The organism is Ramlibacter aquaticus (assembly GCF_015159745.1).
In the GTDB taxonomy this organism is placed as follows: Bacteria; Pseudomonadota; Gammaproteobacteria; order Burkholderiales; family Burkholderiaceae_C; genus Ramlibacter; species Ramlibacter aquaticus.
In genome coordinates, this window is the sequence record NZ_JADDOJ010000007.1 from 39169 (window position 1) to 56597 (window position 17429).

Sequence of the window (17429 nt, forward strand, 5' to 3'; positions counted from 1 at the left end):
GGGGAGCCGCAAGGGCCTGCGAACAGGTTGCCCGGCTCGAGGTCGTGAGCGCGCAGAGGCGTGCGCCGTCCGCCTCAGGCGTGGCGGGCGAAAGCCTCTTCCAGCCGGTCGCGCCAGGCCCGCTTGAGGGGGGCGTCCACGAAGCTGGCCTCGAAGCTGTTGGCGGCCAGTTGCCAGGCCTGCGCCGCGTGCAGGTTCACGGCCTGGAAGGTCTGCAGGAAGTTGTCGTTCATGTAGCCGCCGAAATAGGCCGGGTCGTCCGAATTGACGGTGGCCACCAGCCCGGCGTCCAGCAGGGCGCCGAGGTTGTGGTCGGCCAGGCGCGGGAACACGCAGAGCTTGAGGTTGGACAGCGGACAGACGGTGAGCGGGATGCGGTCCTTGGCCAGGCGCGCCATCAGCGCCGGGTCGCGGGTGGACTGCACGCCATGGTCGATGCGCTCCACCCGGAGCAGGTCCAGCGCGGTCCACACGTAGGCCGGCGGCCCTTCCTCGCCGGCATGGGCCACGAGATGCAGGCCGAGTTCGCGGCAGCGGGCGAAGACGCGGGCGAACTTCTCGGGCGGATGGCCCACTTCGCTGGAATCCAGGCCCACGCCGATGAACAGGTCGCGCAGCGGCAGCGCCTGCTCCAGGGTCTGGAAGGCCTCCTCCTCGCTCAGGTGGCGCAGGAAGCACAGGATCAGGGAGGCGCTCACGCCCAGCGTCGCCTGGGCCTGGGTGCAGGCGCGGTGCAGGCCGCGGATGACGGTGTCCATGGCCACGCCGCGCGCCGTGTGGGTCTGCGGGTCGAAGAAGATCTCGGCGTGCACCACGTGGTCGGCCGCGGCCTTCTCCAGGTAGGCCCAGGCCATGTCGAAGAAGTCCTGCTCGGTGATCAGCACGCTGGCGCCGGCGTAGTAGATGTCCAGGAAGCTCTGCAGGTTGCTGAAGGCATAGGCACGGCGCAGGTCCTCCACGCTGGCATAGGGGATGGACACCCCGTTGCGCCGCGCCATGGCGAAGATCAGCTCGGGCTCGAGCGAGCCCTCGATGTGGATGTGGAGTTCGGCCTTGGGCATGGCCGCCAGCAGGGCGGGCAGCCGCTCGGGGGCGATGGGCGGGACGGAGGCGTTCATGGGCGTCGTGTCTGTGTCAGCAGGGTGAGCATACGGGAAGCGCAATCGCGCCGCGGTCCCGATAATGCCGCCCCATGTCCAAGGGAAACAAGTCCTACCTGCCGAGCAAGCCCTGTGCCGTCTGCGGCCGGCCCATGAGCTGGCGCCGGGCCTGGGCCAAGGTGTGGGACGAGGTGAAGTACTGCAGCGAGGCCTGCCGCCGCCGGCGCGGCGGCGCGGGGCCGGCATGAGCTGCCGCCGGCTGGTGCTGGTGCTGGGCGACCAGCTGGACGCGGACGCGCCCGCCCTGGAGGGCTTCGACCCCGCGCAGGACCGGGTCTGGATGGCCGAGGTGGCGGGCGAGTCCACGCACGTATGGACGGCCAAGCCCCGCATCGCGGTCTTCCTGGCGGCGATGCGCCATTTCGCCCAGGCCCTGGCGGCGCGCGGCTGGACCGTGGACTACCTGCGCCTGGACGCCGCCGGCAACCCCGGCACGCTGGGCGAGGCCCTGGCGCAGGCCATCGCCCGGCTCGCGCCGCGCGAGCTTGTCATCACGCACCCGGGCGAGCACCGGGTGCTGGAGATGCTGCGCGAGGCCGCGCGCGGGGCCGGCCTGCCGCTGGAAGTGCGCGAGGACACCCATTTCTTCTGCAGCCTGCCCGAGTTCGCCGCCCACGCCCGCGGCCGGCGCCAGCTGCGCATGGAGTTCTTCTACCGCGAGCAGCGGCGCCGCCACGGCGTGCTGATGGACGGCGACCAGCCCTGCGGCGGCCGCTGGAACTTCGACGCCGAGAACCGGGCCAGCTTCGGCCACGAGGGCCCGGGCCTGCTGGTGGCGCCGCTGCGCTTCGCGCCGGACACGCTCACGCAGGAGGTGCTGGACCTGGTCGAGGCCCGCTTCCCGGACCACCCCGGTTCACTGCAGGACTTCAGCTGGCCGGTCACGCGCAAGCAGGCGCGCGAGGCCCTGCACGACTTCGTGACCCACCGGCTGCCCGAGTTCGGCCTCTGGCAGGACGCGATGTGGACGGGCGAGCCCTGGCTGAACCACTCGCTGCTGTCCTCGGCCATGAACCTGCACCTGCTGGACCCGCGCGAGGTGGTGGCCGCGGCCGAGGCCGCGTACCGCGAGGGCCGGGTGCCGCTGGCCTCGGCCGAGGGCTTCATCCGCCAGGTGCTGGGCTGGCGCGAGTACGTGCGCGGCATCTACTGGATGGAGATGCCCGGCTACCTGGAACGCAACGCCCTGGGCGCGACGCAACCCCTGCCCGCGTGGTACTGGACCGGCGACACCGCCATGGCCTGCCTGCGCGACGCCCTCACCCAGACCCTGCGCCATGGCTACGCCCACCACATCCAGCGCCTCATGGTCACCGGGCTGTATGCCCTGCTGCTGGGCGTGGACCCGAAGCAGGTCCATGCCTGGTACCTGGCGGTGTACGTGGACGCGGTGGAGTGGGTGGAACTGCCCAACACCCTGGGCATGAGCCAGTACGGCGACGGCGGCCTCATGGCCAGCAAGCCCTACGTCGCCAGCGGCAAGTACATCCAGCGCATGAGCAATGCCTGCAAGGGCTGCCGCTACGACCCGGCCAGGAGCACCGGCGAAGGCGCCTGCCCCTTCACCACCCTCTACTGGGACTTCCTCATCCGCCACGAACCCACGCTGAAGAACAACCAGCGCATGGCGATGCAGTTGAAGAACGTGCAGCGGCTGGACGACGCCCAGCGCCAGCAGATCGCAGCGCGCGCCAGCGCGCTGCGACACGAAGGGGCGGCGAAGTGACACGCAGCCGCCCCGGCGGCGCGAAATAACATGCAGCGCCGCCACCCCAGTGGGAATCACGGCTACGCCGGGATTCCCACTCACTTTCAAATTCAACGTCAAAACGCGTCCGCGTTTTGACGTTGCCCCAAAATGAAAACAGCCCGGCAGGTGCCGGGCTGTTTTCTCTGGCCGGACCACTCATAAAACGCGCAGCGTTTTATGAGTGATGCGTGATTACTTTTTGTCGCCCCCAGGAACCTTGCCTTCCACGCCCTTGACGTAGAAGTTGATGCCGCCCAGGAAGGCGTCGTCCGCGGCCTTGTCCTTCTCGACCACCACCTTGCCGGTGTTGTCGGTGATCGGGCCCTTCCAGATCACCAGGCTGCCGTCCTTCAGGCCGGCCTTGACCTCGTCCAGCTTCTTCTTGGCCTCGTCCGGCACGTCGGCGGCGACGGACACGAAATCGATCGCGCCTTCCTTCACGCCCCACCAGGTCTTGTTCGGCTCGGCCTTCCAGGTGTTGTCCAGCAGCGACCGCACGGCCTTGATGTAGTACGGCGCCCAGTTGATCACCGCGGAGCCCAGGTGCGCCTTGGGACCGTAGCTGCTCATGTCGCTGTCCCAGCCGAAGGCGCGCTTGCCCATCTTCTCGGCGGTCTGCAGCACGGCCGAGGAGTCGGTGTTCTGCATCAGCACGTCGGCGCCGCCGTTGATCAGCGAGGTCGCGGCCTCGGTTTCCTTCGGCGGATTGAACCAGTCACCCACCCAGACCACCTTGGTCTTGATCTTGGGGTTCACCGACTGCGCGCCCAGCGTGAAGCTGTTGATGTTGCGGATCACCTCGGGGATCGGCACCGAGCCCACCACGCCCAGCGTGTTGGTCTTGGTCATCTTGCCGGCGATCACGCCGGCCATGTACGCGCCCTCGTAGGTGCGGCTGTCGTACACGTTCATGTTCGGCGCCGTCTTGTAGCCGGTGGCGTGCTCGAACTTGACGTTCGGGTTGTCCGCGGCGACCTTCAGCATGGGCTCCATGTAGCCGAAGGTGGTGCCGAAGATCATCTTGTTGCCCTGCTGGACCAGGTCGCGGAAGACGCGCTCGGCGTCCGCGCCCTCGGGCACCTTCTCGACGAAGCTGGTCTGCACCTTGTCGCCGAACTCCTTCTCGACCGCCTTGCGGGCGTTGTCGTGCGCATAGGTCCAGCCACCGTCGCCCACCGGGCCCACGTAAGCCCAGGCGACCTTCACCGGCTCCGGCTTGGCGGCCGGGGCGGAAGCGGCGGCAGCGGGCGCCGGCGCCGGTGCCGGGGCCTCGGTCTTGCTGCAGCCCGCCAGCGCGGCGGCGCCGACCGCGGTCAGTGCCGCGAGCTTCATCAGGTTTCGTTTCTGCACATCAGTCATCACGGGAGTCCTCTCCGGGAGGTTGTCGTTGGAAAAAAGATTATGAGCCGGGATGGAAGGGTTTGCCCAGCGAAGCAGGCATGTTTGCGCGTATCCAGGCGGGGTTGCGCGAGATCAGCGCCAGCACCACGATGGTGGCCAGGTAAGGCAGCATGGTGAGGAACTGGCTGGGCACGTCGACCCCGCTGCTTTGCAACTGGAACTGCAACATCGTGACGCCGCCGAACAGGTAGGCCCCCAGCAGCACGCGCGCCGGCCGCCAGGTGGCGAAGGTGGTCAGGGCCAGGGCGATCCAGCCGCGGCCGGCCACCATGCCCTCCACCCACAGCGGGGTGTAGACGATGGCCAGGTAGGCGCCCGCCAGCCCGCACAGGGCGCCCCCCGCCACCACGGCCGCGAGCCGGATGCGGCGCACCGGGTAGCCGAGCGCATGCGCCGAGCCGGGCGATTCGCCGACCGAGCGCAGCACCAGCCCGGTGCGGGAGCGGTACAGGAACCACACCAGCCAGAGCGTGAGCCCCACCGTGAGGTAGACCATGGGGTGCTGGCGGAACAGGGCCGGCCCCAGCAGCGGGATGTCGGCCAGGCCCGGAATGGCGAAGTGCGGCCGCTCGGGCAGCTTCTCCTGCACGTAGCGGATGCCGGCGAAGGCCGAGAAGCCGCTGCCGAACAGGCTGAGCGCCAGGCCGGTGGCGTACTGGTTGGTGTTGAGCCAGATGACGAGCACGCCGAACGCGGCCGCAAGAATCGCGCCCGCGCCCATGCCGGCGGCGAAGCCCAGCCAGTCGTTGCCGGTGTGCACCACGGTGGCGAAGCCGGCGATGGCGGCGCACAGCATGATGCCCTCCGCGCCCAGGTTGACCACGCCCGCCTTCTCGTTGACCAGCAGGCCCAGGGCGGCCAGGGCCAGCACGGTGCCGCCGTTCAGGGTGGCGGCGATCAGGAGTGCCCAGGTGTCCATCAGCGGGCTCCCCCGGCGCGGCCGACGCGCACGCGGTAGGCGATCAGCGTGTCGCAGGCCAGCAGCGTGAACAGCAGCAGGCCCTGGAACACGCCGGTGAGGGACTTGGGCAGGCCCAGGCGCGACTGCGCCAGCTCGCCGCCGATGTAGAACATGCTCATGAGGATGCTGGAGAAGACCATGCCCACCGGGTGCAGCCGGCCCACGAAGGCGACGATGATGGCCGCGAAGCCATAGCCCGCCGGCACGTAGGGCGTGAGCTGGCCGATCGGGCCGGCCACCTCCAGCGCGCCCGCCAGGCCCGCCGCCCCGCCCGAGGTGAGGAATGCGATCCACAGCGCCTTGCGCGAGGAGAAGCCGGCATAGCGCGCCGCCGCCGGCGCCAGCCCGCCCACCTGCTGGGCGAAGCCGGCCCGCGTGCGGAACAGGAAGACCCAGAGCACGGCCACGCCGGCCAGCGCCACCAGCAGGCCGATGCTCACGCGCGAGCCCTGCATCAGGCGCGGGATCTGCGTCACGGCCTCGAAGGTCTTGCTCTGCGGGAAGTTGTAGCCCGCCGGGTCCTTCCAGGGGCCGAAGACCATGTAGAACAGCACCTGCTCGGCCACGTAGACCAGCATCAGGCTGACCAGGATCTCGTTGGCGTTGAAGCGGTCGCGCAGCACGGCCGCCAGCCCCGCCCAGGCCATGCCGCCGGCGACGCCGGCCAGCAGGATGGCCAGCACGATCCAGCGGCTGGTGTCCTTGCCGGCGAGCAGCGCGATGCCGGCGGCGCACACCGCACCGATCACGTACTGCCCCTCGGCGCCGATGTTCCAGACGTTGGAACGGAAGCACACCGCCAGGCCCAGCGCGATGATCAGCAGGGGCGTGGCCTTGATGGCCAGTTCGCCCAGCGCATAAGGCGACTTGATCGGCTCCCAGAAGAACACCTGCAGGCCGCGCACCGGGTCCTTGCCCAGCGCGGCGAAGAGCAGCACGCCCAGCACCACCGTGAGCAGCAGCGCCAGCAGCGGCGAGCCCAGGCTCCAGGCCCGGGAGGCTTCGGGCCGTGCTTCAAGCCGCAGCATGGGCGCCCTCCGCGGCCGGCCAAAGGCCGCTCATCCATTCGCCGATCAGCGACACCGTCGCATCGGCCCGCGCGATCGGCGGTGAGAGGCGCCCCTTGGCGATCACGTGCAGCCGGTCGGACACTTCGAACAGCTCCTCCAGCTCCTCGCTCACAACCAGCACCGCGCAGCCGGCGTCACGCAGCGCCAGCAGCTCGCCGCGGATCTGCGCCGCGGCGCCCACGTCCACGCCCCAGGTGGGCTGCGACACCACCAGCAGCCTGGGCCGGGCGTCGATCTCGCGGCCGACGATGAACTTCTGCAGGTTGCCGCCGGACAGGGAGCGGGCCGGGGCGTGCGGGCCGCCGGCCTTGACCTTGAAGCGGCGGATGATGTCCGCCGCCTGCGCCTCCAGCTTCTTCACGTCGATCCAGCCGCCGCGGCCCAGGGCCTCGCGGCGCGTGAGCAGCAGGTTGTGCGCCAGGCCCATGGTGGGCACGGCGCCGCGGCCCAGGCGCTCCTCGGGCACGAAGTGCAGGCCCAGGCCGCGCCGGTGGCCCGGGCCCATGCGGCCCGCGGCCGTGCCGAAGATGCGGATGGCATCCGCGTCGGCCCGGGTGTCCTCGCCCGAGAGCGCGTACAGCAGTTCCTGCTGGCCGTTGCCGGACACGCCGGCGATGCCCACCACCTCGCCGGCGCGCACGTCCAGGCGGATGCCGTCCAGGTCGACGCCGAAGGGGTCCTGGCGCGGCAGGCGCAGGTCCTGGACCTGCAGCACCGGCGCGCCCGGGGTGCGGGCGTGGTGCTCCAGCTCGGGCGGCTCGGCACCGATCATCATGCGCGAGAGCGAGGCGTTGCTCTCCTCGCGCGGGTCGCACACGCCGGTCACCTTGCCGCCGCGCAGCACGGTGCAGGCGTTGCACAGGGCGCGGATCTCGTGCAGCTTGTGGCTGATGTAGAGGATGCTGCAGCCCTGGGCGGCCAGCTTCTTCAGCACCACGAACAGCTTCTCGACCGCCTGCGGCGTGAGCACCGAGGTCGGCTCGTCCAGGATCAGCAGCCTGGGCTCGGTGAGCAGGGCGCGGATGATCTCCACCCGCTGCATCTCGCCGACCGAGAGCGTGTGCACCATGCGCCCGGGGTGCACGTCCAGCCCGTACTCGGCGGCCTTGGCCTCGATGCTGCGGGTGACCTCGGCCAGCGAGAGGCTCTTGTCCAGCCCGAGCCAGACGTTCTCGGCCACGGTGAGGGTGTCGAACAGGCTGAAGTGCTGGAACACCATGGCGATGCCCAGGGCCCGCGCCTCCTGCGGGTTGCGGATGTGGACCGGCTGGCCGTTCCACAGGATGCTGCCCTCGTCGGGCTTGGTCGCGCCGTAGATGATCTTCATCAGCGTCGACTTGCCGGCGCCGTTCTCGCCGAGGACCGCGTGGGTCTCGCCCGGCTGCACGGTGAGCGACACGTCGTCGTTGGCGACGACCGAGGGGTAGCGCTTGGTGACGTGCGCCAGCGCGAGCCGGGGTGTGGTCAAACCTGCCTCTGTCTTGTTCTTGAAGGATTAGGATGGAGCCGGACCGACCGGGCTCGTCGCTGGATCAGCAAAAAGCGGGCCGGGCCGGGCGCCGGGACTGCCCCGAAATCACCCATACTGGACCGCATGGAAACCCGAACGATCCGCTTCGTGCGCGGTGGCAAAACCGTCGCGCTGGACAATGTACCACCCGACCGGACGCTGCTGGAAGTCCTGCGCGAGGACCTGGGCTGCACGGGCACCAAGGAGGGCTGCGGCGAGGGCGACTGCGGGGCCTGCACCGTGGTGCTGGGTGAGCGCACCGACGCGGGCGGCATCGCCTGGCGGGCCGTCAACAGCTGCATACGCCTCGCCCATTCGGTCGATGGCCTGGCGCTGTGGACCGTGGAGGACCTGGCCGCCGAGGGCGCCCCCCTGCACCCCGCGCAGGAGGCCATGGTGCGCTGCCACGGCTCTCAATGCGGCTTCTGCACGCCGGGCTTCGTGATGAGCCTGTTCGGGATGTACCAGAACCATGTCGCGCGCGGCGACACCGTGACGCGGGCGCTGGCGCAGCGCGAACTCTCCGGCAACCTGTGCCGCTGCACAGGCTACCGCCCCATCCTGGACGCGGCCTGCGCCATGGCCGACCTGCCCGCGGTGGCCGTGGACGAGCAGGCCCTGGCACGCCAGCTGGCGGACCTGGCGCCCGCCCCGGCCAGCGAGGCGTATGCAGCGCCCACCACCCTGGCCCAACTCCTGCGCCTGCGCCGCGAGCGCCCCCAGGCCCAGCTGGTGGCCGGCTGCACCGACGTCGGCCTGTGGGTGACGAAGATGCACATGCGATTCACATCCGTGCTGGATGTGAGCCGCGTGGCCGAACTGCGGCGCATCGAGACCTACCCGCACCACATCGCCATCGGCGCCGCGGTGCCGCTGGAGGACGCCTACCGGGCGCTGTGCGAAGAGCGGCCGCAACTCGCGCCCTTCGCCAGCCGCTTCGCCGGCCTGCCGGTGCGCAACTCGGGCACGCTGGGCGGCAACGTGGCGAACGGCTCGCCCATCGGGGACTCCATGCCGCTGCTCATCGCGCTGGGCGCGCACATCGTGCTGCACAGCGAGCGCGGCCACCGCGAGTTGCCGCTGGAGGACTTCTACACCGGCTACCGCAAGACCCTGCTGGCGCCCGACGAGGTGCTGGCCTGGATCAAGGTGCCGCGGCCCCAGCCGGGCGAATTCCTGCGGGTCTACAAGGTGTCCAAGCGCTACGACGACGACATCTCGGCGGTGTGCCTGGCGATCCGGCTGGTCCTGGAGGACGGCCGGGTGCTGCACGCGTCGCTGGGCGCGGGCGGCGTGGCGGCGACGCCGGCGCGGGCGCGCCAGGCCGAGGCCCTGCTGAAGGGCCGCCCCTGGGACGAGGCCGCCGCGCAGGCGGCGGGCGAGGCGCTGCGCGCCGAATTCCAGCCCATCTCCGACATGCGGGCCTCGGCCGCCTACCGGCGCGAGCTGCTGGGCAACCTGATGCGCCGCTTCTGGCTGGAGAGCCAGGGCGTGGGCCCCCTGAACCTCGAATCCTTCACCCTGGCGGAGGACGGGCGATGAACATGCGCGACAAGGACTTCACGGCCGCCACCGGCGGCGGCCCGGCCGGCGCGGCCGATGCCGGGGAACGCAACCTCGCGCCGGCCACGGTCTCGCCCCATGCCGCCGCCGCGACCGCGCCGGCCCTGGGCGTGTCGGTGCCGCACGAAAGCGCACGCGCCCAGGTCGCCGGCCGCGCAACCTACGTGGACGACATCCCCGAGCTGCGCGGCACCCTGCACGCGGCGCCCATCCTGTCCACGGTGGCCCACGGCCGCCTCCGCGGGGTGGACGCCCGCGCCGCACGGGCCCTGCCCGGCGTGCGCGCGGTGCTGCTGGCCGCCGACATCCCCGGCGACCCCATCCTCGCCACCTTCAGCCATGACGAGCCCATCTTCGCCCTGGACACGGTGCAGCACATCGGCCAGGTCGTCGGGCTGGTGGTGGCCGACAGCGTGATGGCGGCGCGCCGCGCCGCGCGCCAAGTGGCCCTGGACATCGAGCCCTTGCCGCACGTGCTGTCCGCGCGCGAGGCGCACTCGATGCAGCGCTACGTGCTCCCGCCGGTGACCGTGCGGCGCGGCGAGCCCGAGGCCGCCATGGCCGGCGCGGCGCACCGGCTCCAGGGCTCGCTCACCGTGGGCGGGCAGGAGCACTTCTACCTGGAAGGGCAGATCGCCTACGCCATCCCCGGCGAGCAGGACACCTGGCGCATCCACTCCAGCACTCAGCACCCGGGCGAGGTGCAGCACTGGGTGGCGCACGCGCTGGGCCTGGAGAACAACGCCGTGACGGTGGAGTGCCGCCGCATGGGCGGCGGCTTCGGCGGCAAGGAGACCCAGGCCGGGCACATGGCGGTGTGGGCCGCCATCGCCGCGCGCCACTGCGGCCGCCCGGTCAAGCTGCGCCTGGACCGCGACGACGACTTCATGGTCACCGGCAAGCGCCACCCCTTCGAGTACGACTGGGAGGCCGGCTTCGACGCCACGGGGCGGCTCACCGCGCTCAAGCTCACCATGCTGGCCAACTGCGGCTTCTCGGCCGACCTGTCCGGCCCGGTGGCGGACCGCGCCGTGTTCCACGTCGACAACGCGTACTTCCTGTCGGACGTGGAGATCGCCTCCTTCCGCTGCCGCACGAACACGCAGAGCCACACGGCCTTCCGCGGCTTCGGCGGGCCGCAGGGCGTGATCGTGATCGAGGCCATCCTGGGCGAGATCGCGCGCCACCTGGGGCTGGACCCGCTGGCCGTGCGCGAGCGCAACTTCTACGGCGTGGGCGAGCGGGACGTCACGCACTACCAGATGAAGGTGGAGGACAACATCCTGGCGCCGCTGGTGGCGCAGCTCGCCCAGGACAGCCGCTACCGGGCGCGGCGCGAGGCCATCGCACGCTGGAACGCGGACAGCCCGGTGATCAAGCGCGGCATCGCGATCACGCCGGTCAAGTTCGGCATCAGCTTCACCGCCACCTTCTTCAACCAGGCGGGCGCCCTGGTGCACGTCTACACCGACGGCAGCGTGCAGGTGAACCACGGCGGCACCGAGATGGGCCAGGGCCTGAACACCAAGGTGGCGCAGGTGGTGGCCGACGAGCTGGGCATCCCCTTCGAGCGCGTGCGCGCCACGGCCGCCGACACCAGCAAGGTGCCCAACGCCTCGGCCACCGCCGCCTCCAGCGGCACCGACCTGAACGGCCGCGCGGCGCAGTACGCGGCGCGCAACGTGCGCGACAACCTGGCCGCCTTCGTGGCCGGGCTGGACGGCTGCGGCGCGGGGGCGGTGCGCTTCGCCGGCGGCAAGGTGGTGACGCCGAAATCCGAGCGCGGCTTCGACGAGGTGGTGAAGGCCGCCTACGCCAACCGCATCCAGCTCTGGAGCGATGGCTTCTACCGCACGCCCAAGATCCACTACGACAAGCAGACGCTGACCGGCCGACCCTTCTACTACTTCGCCTACGGCGCGGCCTGCAGCGAGGTGGCGATCGACACCCTCACCGGCGAGAACCGCGTGCTGGCGGTGGACATCCTGCACGACGTGGGCCACTCCCTGAACCCGGCGATCGACATCGGCCAGGTCGAGGGCGGCTTCATCCAGGGCATGGGCTGGCTGACCACCGAGCAGCTGGTGTGGAACGCCAAGGGCCTGCTGGCCACGCACGCACCCAGCACCTACAAGATCCCCGCCACGGGCGACCTGCCGCCGCACTTCAGCGTGAAGTTCTGGCACGAGCCCAACCGTGAGGACAACGTGGGCGGCAGCAAGGCCGTGGGCGAGCCGCCCTTCATGCTGGCCGTCAGCGTGTGGGAGGCCCTGCGCGACGCGGTGGCCTCGGCCCGCGGCGGTGGCCCGGTCCAGCTCGATGCGCCGGCCACGGCGGAGAACGTGCTGGCGGCGCTGCGGCAGGGCTGAAGCGAGGCGTCCAGGCCTTCGATCTGGCCGGTGCGGCCGTGGTCGCTTGCGGCCCGGCCTCCGAGCTGGGTATGCGTCCTGGAGATGTGCAGGCGCCGGAAGATCGGTACGCGCCCGGACCGGGACGCGGGCGGCTCATTGCGCTCATGTCCCCCGCCGCGCTGCGCGCGGCTCCTCCTTGACTTCGCTCCATGAGCCGCCCGCATCCCAGTCCTCGGCATCGCCGCGTTCGGCGGATTGCCGGGGCCCTTCCCCTTGGAGCGCGGCAGCGAGCGCAGGCGTGCCCATCCATCAAGGACCGGGATGGGGGTGGGTCACGCAGCGAAGTCAAGGAGGAGCCGCGCGCAGCGCGGCGGGGGACATGAGCGTAGTGGCCCACCCCCGTCCCGGTCCGGGCGAGGACCATCCCCTGCGCCACATACTTCGCCCCGGGTCCGGGCGAGCACCACCCCTCGCAACGGCGAATCCTCAGTCACAGGGCATGCACAGTCCCGCCGAGGCACGCGACACCTGCTGCGCCGCAGCGATGCGGCAGTCATCAACACCGTCCGACACGCCGTATCGGCAAAGCGGCGAAACGGACGAGCCAGGCGACTACGGCGCATGCTGCACAGCTTGCCGACCATGAAGCCATGAAGATCCTGAACTTCATCCACCTCATGGTCGCGCAGGCGTTCTACCGCTGGGCCCTGCGTGAGATCAGCCCGCTGCACCCCGACGTGCCGCGCATCATGCTGCGCCAGCAAGAGCTGGCGGACAAGGAGCGGCGCATGTTCGCCTGAGGCGGCAGCCTCACTCCCGGTGGAGGCGCTCCACCACCCCGCGCAGCCATCGGTTGCCCGGGTCGTCCGCGAAGCGCCGGCTCCAGTGCAGGGAGACGGTGAAACGGCGCTGCGGAAAGTCGGGCTCGACGATCGCGTAGTCGGGGCCGAAGGTCTGTGCGATGTTGCGCGGCATGACGGCCGCCAGGTCCGTGGCCCGCACGATGGAAGGCAGCACCATGAAGTGCTCGGTCGTCAGGCGCAGGCGGCCCTGCAGCTGGAGCTGCTCCAGGATGCGCAGCGTGTCGGCGTGGGTGCGCACGGCGACGAAATCCAGGCTCTTCAGCGCGGCCAGCAGCTGCCGCGGCGTGCGCTTCTCGCGCGTCACCGGGTGGCCCCGCCGCACCAGCACGGCGTAGCGGTCGTCCAGCAGCCGCAGGCGCTCGGTCTCGCGCACCATGGGCAGGAAGCCGAAGGCCAGGTCGATCCGGCCGCTGTCCAGCGCCGCCGCGACCTGATCGCGCGGCACCGGCAGGGTCTCCAGCCGGACGCCCGGCGCCTCGTGGCGCAGCGCGGCCATCAGGGGCGGCAGGAAGCGGCCCTCGCCGATGTCGCTCATGTGGATGCGGAAGCTGCGCGTGGAGCGCGCCGGGTCGAAGCCTTCGCTCTCGCCCAGCGCCTGCTCCAGGGCCTGCAGCGCCTGCCGCACCGGCCCGGCCAGGCGCTGCGCCTTGGGCGTGGGCTGCACGCCGCCCGGCGCGCGCACGAAGAGCGGGTCGGCCAGCAGCGCGCGCAGGCGGGTCAGCCCCTGGCTGGCGGCCGGCTGCGTCATGTCCAGCAGCTCGGCCGCACGGCTGACGCTGCCGCAGCGCAGCACCGCATCCATCAGGCGCAGCAGGTTGAGGTCCAGGCGCTGGATCAGGGGCACGGCCTCTCCCGGGAACGGGCGGGGGCGCGCGGCGCTCTGTATGCACACGGCTTATATTGCATAGTCGCTTCATTTTATTGATGAATGAGCAGCGAAGGGGGACACTCCGGCAGCCAACCGGAGACCCCACGTGGAAGTTTCATTCGCCAGGGAAATCGAATCCCTGCGCCTGTCCGCCGGCCAGACCTTCCATGGCGAAGGCATCCTGGCCATCACCAAGGCCCTGCTGCAGTCGGGGGTCGCCTACGTGGGCGGCTACCAGGGCGCGCCGGTCTCGCACCTGCTGGACGTGATGGTGCAGGCCAAGCCCTACATGGACGAGCTGGGCGTGCACGTCGAGGCCTGCGCCAACGAGGCCTCGGCCGCCGCCATGCTGGGCGCCTCCATCCACTACCCGCTGCGCGGCGCGGTGACCTGGAAATCCATCGTCGGCACCAACGTGGCGGCGGACGCGCTGTCCAACCTCAGCTCGCCCGGCGTCAAGGGCGGCGCGCTGATCGTGGTCGGCGAGGACTACGGCGAAGGCGCCTCCGTGATCCAGGAGCGCACCCACGCCTTCGCCCTCAAGTCCGGCATGTGCCTGCTGGACCCGCGGCCCGACCTGACGCGCATGGTCGACATGGTGGAGTACGGCTTCCGCCTGTCCGAAGCGTCCAGCATGCCCTGCATCCTGGAGCTGCGCATACGCGCCTGCCACGTGCGCGGCAGCTTCGAGGCGCGCGACAACCGGCCGCCCGCCATCTCCACCCGCGCGCTGATGGAGAACCCGGCCGCCTTCGACTACATGAAGCTGGCGCACCCGCCCGTCACCTTCCGCCACGAGAAGCTGAAGTCCGAGGAACGCATTCCGGCCGCGCGCCGCTACATCGTCGAGAACGGCCTGAACGAGCTGCGGCCCGGCCGCGGCAGCCGGCTCGGCCTCATCGTGCAGGGCGGCCTGTACAACGCCACCGTGCGGGCGCTGCAGCAGCTGGGCCTGGCCGATGCCTTCGGCGACAGCGAGCTGCCCATGCTGGTGCTGAACGTGGCCTTCCCGCTGGTGCCCGAGCAGGTCGCCGAGTTCTGCGTCGGCCACGATGCGGTGCTGGTGGTCGAGGAGGGCCAGCCCGAGTACATCGAGCAGGAGATCGCCACCCACCTGCGCCGCCAGGACATCCAGACCCCGCTGCACGGCAAGGACCTGCTGCCCATGGGCGGCGAGTATTCGGTGGAGGTGCTGGCGCGCGGCATTGCCGGCCTGCTGGCGCGCCACGGCCAGGCGCTGCCGCCCGCTGCCACCGCCTGGCTGGCGGCCAACGACGCGCGCCGCGCCGAGGTCGCGCAGGCGCTGGCCACGCCGCTGCCCAACCGGCCGCCCTCCTTCTGCATCGGCTGCCCGGAGCGGCCGGTGTTCTCGGCGCTCAAGCTGGCGCAGCAGGAGATCGGGCCGGTGCACGTGGCGGCGGACATCGGCTGCCACGCCTTCGGCACCTTCGAGCCCTTCTCGCAGGGCCACTCCATCCTGGGCTACGGCATGAGCCTGGCCAGCCGCGCCGGCGTCTCGCCCATGATGCAGCGGCGCACCCTGTCCATCATGGGCGACGGCGGCTTCTGGCACAACGGCCTGCTCACCGGCGTGCAGAGCGCGCTCTTCAACGGCGACGACGCGGTGCTGCTGATCTTCAAGAACGGCTACTCCTCCGCCACCGGTACGCAGGACCTGATCTCCACGCCCGGCGCGGCCGCCAAGGCCGCGAGCGAGGACAAGACGCGCAGCCTCACGCACACCAACACCACCATCGAGTCCACGCTGCAGGGCCTGGGCGTGCAGTGGCTGCGCACCGTGCACAGCTACGAGGTGGCGACGATGAAGCGCACCGTGCAGGAGGCGCTGACCAGCGACTTCAACGGCCTGAAGGTGATCGTCGCCGAGGGCGAGTGCCAGCTGGAGCGGCAGCGCCGCATCAAGCCCTGGATCGCCTCGCTGCTGAAGAAGGGTGAGCGCGTGGTGCGCGTGAAGTACGGCGTGGACGAGGACGTGTGCAACGGCGACCACGCCTGCATCCGGCTGTCCGGCTGCCCCACGCTCACGCTCAAGGACAACCCGGACCCGCTCAAGGCGGACCCGGTGGCCACCGTGATCGACGGCTGCGTGGGCTGCGGCCTGTGCGGCGAGAACGCGCACGCCGCCACGCTCTGCCCCTCGTTCTACCGGGCCGAGGTGGTGCAGAACCCGAAATGGCACGAACGCCTGGCCGCCGGCCTGCGCGGCGGGCTGGTGCGCATGCTGCAGGGAGCCTGAGATGGACACGAACGACATCCGGCCCGTGGGCCTGCTGATCTGCGCGCTGGGCGGCGAAGGCGGCGGCGTGCTCAGCGAATGGCTGGTCGAGACCGCGCGCCATGCGGGCTACCCGGTGCAGGCCAGCTCGATTCCCGGCGTGGCCCAGCGCACCGGCGCCACCACCTATTACATCGAGGTCTTCCCGCAGCCCCTGGCCGCGCTGGGCGGGCGGCGGCCGGTGTTCAGCCTGAACCCGGTGCCCGGCGCGATCGACGCGATGGCGTCCTCCGAACTGCTGGAAACCACGCGGCAGATCGGCAACGGCATGACCGACCCGGCGCGCACGCTGGTGATCAGCTCGTCCTCGCGCACGCTGACCACGCAGGAGCGCATGCAGATGACCGACGGCCGCGTGGACAGCGCACGGCTGGTCGCGGTGGTGAAGCGCTTCTCGCGCGCGCACCGGATCATGGACATGGCCGCGCTGGCGCGCGAGGCCGGCACCGTGGTCAGCGCCGTGATGCTGGGCGCGGTGGCGGGCAGCGGGCTCTTCCCCTTCCTGCGGCGCGAGGACTACGAGGCGGTGGTGCGGGCCGGCGGCGGCGCCTCGGCCGAGGCCAGCCTGCGCGGCTTCGCGGCGGGCTGGAAGGCCGCTGCCGAACCGGCGCAGGCGGATGCCGCGCAGCCGGCCCTGCGCGACGCTGGCCTCTTGCAGGCCGGCAGGGCGGACACGGCGAAGGCGGCCATCGCACCGGGCCGCGCCGTCGCAGCCCCGGCCACGGCGGCCGCCGCCCCGGCCGCCACGCCTGCCTCGCCCGGCCAGCCCAGCCCCGACTTCGAAGCCCTGGGCCGGGCCCGCCTGCTGGAGTACCAGGACGCGGCCTACGCCCGCCTGTACGAGCAACGCCTGGCCCGCGTGCGCGAGGCCGAGCGCGCCGCCGACCCGGCGGGCACGCACGGCGGCGCGACCACCCGGGAGATGGCGCGCTGGCTGGCGCTGTGGATGGCCTTCGACGACATCGTGCGCGTGGCCGACCTCAAGAGCCGGGCCTCGCGCTGGGACCGGGTGCGCCAGGAGGTGAAGGCGCGCGAGCAGGACCTGCTGCGCGTGTACGACCACTTCAAGCCCGGCGTGGCCGAGTTCGCCGCCCTGCTGCCGCCCGCCCTGGCGCAGCACCTGCTGCGCTGGGACCGTGCCCGCGTGGCACGGGGCCGCGAGAGCTGGGCCCTGCCGCTGAAGGTGGGCACGCATTCGGTGGGCGGCCTGCTGATGCTGCGCGGGCTGGCCAGCCTGCGCTGGCTGCGCCGGCACGGCAGCCGCTGGGCGGCCGAGCAGGCCATGATCGAACGCTGGCTGGAGGCCGTCGTCGCCGGCACCCGCCGCGACTGGCGGCTGGGCCACGAGATCGCGCAGTGCGGCCGCCTCATCAAGGGCTACGGCAGCACCAACGAGCGCGGCAAGGAGGCGCTGCTGCACGTGGTCGGCCACCTGACCGGCCTGCCCGATGCGTCGGCGGCCGCCGATGCCGTGGCCGCCGCGCGGGCCGCGGCCGTGGCCGACGACGCGGGCCGCGCGCTGGACGCCACGCTGGCCGGCCTGGGCGCACCGCCCCGCCCGGTCAAGGAACAGCCGATCCGCTTCGTCCGCAAGGGCAAACCCGTAGAGGCCCAGGCCTGAGTTCGTTATAGAAAG

13 protein-coding genes are annotated in these 17429 nt (G+C 71.3%); 7 read left to right on the forward strand and 6 right to left on the reverse strand.

Translation table 11 applies throughout. The features are described 5' to 3' along the window. Nucleotides 1-74: 74 nt before the first annotated feature. Nucleotides 75-1118, reverse strand: coding sequence for an adenosine deaminase (locus IM725_RS03125; protein ID WP_193779116.1), 1044 nt, complete (start codon nt 1116-1118; stop codon nt 75-77). A 74-nt stretch (nt 1119-1192) separates the two neighbouring features. Here IM725_RS03125 and IM725_RS03130 point away from each other — a divergent pair, with 74 nt between their 5' ends. Both IM725_RS03130 and IM725_RS03135 read left to right on the forward strand, forming a co-directional pair. After that, complete coding sequence (locus tag IM725_RS03130) at nt 1193-1348, forward strand: DUF2256 domain-containing protein (RefSeq protein WP_193779117.1); 156 nt, start codon at nt 1193-1195, stop codon at nt 1346-1348. Continuing rightward, on the forward strand, nt 1345-2886 hold the full coding sequence (locus IM725_RS03135) for a cryptochrome/photolyase family protein (protein WP_193779118.1): 1542 nt from the start codon (nt 1345-1347) through the stop codon (nt 2884-2886). The genes IM725_RS03130 and IM725_RS03135 overlap by 4 nt, the downstream gene beginning before the upstream one ends. Before the next feature lie 216 nt (nt 2887-3102). On the opposite strand, the gene IM725_RS03140 is transcribed toward IM725_RS03135, so the two are convergent. From IM725_RS03140 to IM725_RS03155, 4 genes are read right to left on the reverse strand one after another with little or no spacing between them, the layout of a single operon-like run. Then, nucleotides 3103-4269, reverse strand: a complete 1167-nt coding sequence (locus tag IM725_RS03140) for a BMP family ABC transporter substrate-binding protein (protein ID WP_193779119.1) — start codon at nt 4267-4269, stop codon at nt 3103-3105. Between the two features lie 40 nt (nt 4270-4309). Then, nucleotides 4310-5230: an ABC transporter permease gene (locus IM725_RS03145; RefSeq protein ID WP_193779120.1), complete on the reverse strand. Its 921-nt coding sequence runs from the start codon at nt 5228-5230 to the stop codon at nt 4310-4312. Then, nucleotides 5230-6300 carry an ABC transporter permease gene (locus IM725_RS03150; protein WP_193779121.1) on the reverse strand — a complete coding sequence of 357 codons (1071 nt, stop codon included), beginning with the start codon at nt 6298-6300 and terminating at the stop codon, nt 5230-5232. The genes IM725_RS03145 and IM725_RS03150 overlap by 1 nt, the downstream gene beginning before the upstream one ends. After that, nucleotides 6287-7810, reverse strand: a complete 1524-nt coding sequence (locus tag IM725_RS03155) for an ABC transporter ATP-binding protein (RefSeq protein WP_193779122.1) — start codon at nt 7808-7810, stop codon at nt 6287-6289. Before IM725_RS03155 ends, IM725_RS03150 begins: the two co-directional genes overlap by 14 nt. Before the next feature lie 126 nt (nt 7811-7936). Between IM725_RS03155 and xdhA the strand changes: the two genes are divergently transcribed. From xdhA to IM725_RS03170, 3 genes are all read left to right on the forward strand, one after another. Next, complete coding sequence (gene xdhA, locus IM725_RS03160; protein ID WP_193779123.1) at nt 7937-9394, forward strand: xanthine dehydrogenase small subunit; 1458 nt, start codon at nt 7937-7939, stop codon at nt 9392-9394. Next, entirely contained in the window at nt 9391-11784 is a 2394-nt protein-coding gene (gene xdhB, locus IM725_RS03165; protein ID WP_193779124.1) for a xanthine dehydrogenase molybdopterin binding subunit, read from the forward strand. Before xdhA ends, xdhB begins: the two co-directional genes overlap by 4 nt. 632 nt (nt 11785-12416) lie before the next feature. Next, complete coding sequence (locus IM725_RS03170) at nt 12417-12566, forward strand: hypothetical protein (RefSeq protein WP_193779125.1); 150 nt, start codon at nt 12417-12419, stop codon at nt 12564-12566. A gap of 10 nt (nt 12567-12576) precedes the next feature. On the opposite strand, the gene IM725_RS03175 is transcribed toward IM725_RS03170, so the two are convergent. Continuing rightward, a complete protein-coding gene (locus IM725_RS03175; RefSeq protein ID WP_407692495.1) occupies nt 12577-13473 on the reverse strand; it encodes a LysR family transcriptional regulator in 897 nt (298 codons plus the stop codon). Between the two features lie 130 nt (nt 13474-13603). On the opposite strand from IM725_RS03175, the gene IM725_RS03180 reads away from it, so the two are divergent. Together IM725_RS03180 and IM725_RS03185 are read left to right on the forward strand one after the other, a co-directional pair. Then, nucleotides 13604-15754 carry a thiamine pyrophosphate-dependent enzyme gene (locus IM725_RS03180; protein WP_193779126.1) on the forward strand — a complete coding sequence of 717 codons (2151 nt, stop codon included), beginning with the start codon at nt 13604-13606 and terminating at the stop codon, nt 15752-15754. 1 nt (nt 15755) lies between these two features. Continuing rightward, nucleotides 15756-17414, forward strand: coding sequence for an indolepyruvate oxidoreductase subunit beta family protein (locus IM725_RS03185; RefSeq protein WP_193779127.1), 1659 nt, complete (start codon nt 15756-15758; stop codon nt 17412-17414). Nucleotides 17415-17429: the final 15 nt, after the last annotated feature.

Coding starts and splice junctions, on each gene's coding strand:
- IM725_RS03125 (WP_193779116.1), bottom strand. CDS start 1,118: ATGAACGCCTCCGTCCCGCCCATCGCCCCCGAGCGGCTGCCCGCCCTG.
- IM725_RS03130 (WP_193779117.1), top strand. CDS start 1,193: ATGTCCAAGGGAAACAAGTCCTACCTGCCGAGCAAGCCCTGTGCCGTC.
- IM725_RS03135 (WP_193779118.1), top strand. CDS start 1,345: ATGAGCTGCCGCCGGCTGGTGCTGGTGCTGGGCGACCAGCTGGACGCG.
- IM725_RS03140 (WP_193779119.1), bottom strand. CDS start 4,269: ATGACTGATGTGCAGAAACGAAACCTGATGAAGCTCGCGGCACTGACC.
- IM725_RS03145 (WP_193779120.1), bottom strand. CDS start 5,230: ATGGACACCTGGGCACTCCTGATCGCCGCCACCCTGAACGGCGGCACC.
- IM725_RS03150 (WP_193779121.1), bottom strand. CDS start 6,300: ATGCTGCGGCTTGAAGCACGGCCCGAAGCCTCCCGGGCCTGGAGCCTG.
- xdhA (WP_193779123.1), top strand. CDS start 7,937: ATGGAAACCCGAACGATCCGCTTCGTGCGCGGTGGCAAAACCGTCGCG.
- xdhB (WP_193779124.1), top strand. CDS start 9,391: ATGAACATGCGCGACAAGGACTTCACGGCCGCCACCGGCGGCGGCCCG.
- IM725_RS03170 (WP_193779125.1), top strand. CDS start 12,417: ATGAAGATCCTGAACTTCATCCACCTCATGGTCGCGCAGGCGTTCTAC.
- IM725_RS03185 (WP_193779127.1), top strand. CDS start 15,756: ATGGACACGAACGACATCCGGCCCGTGGGCCTGCTGATCTGCGCGCTG.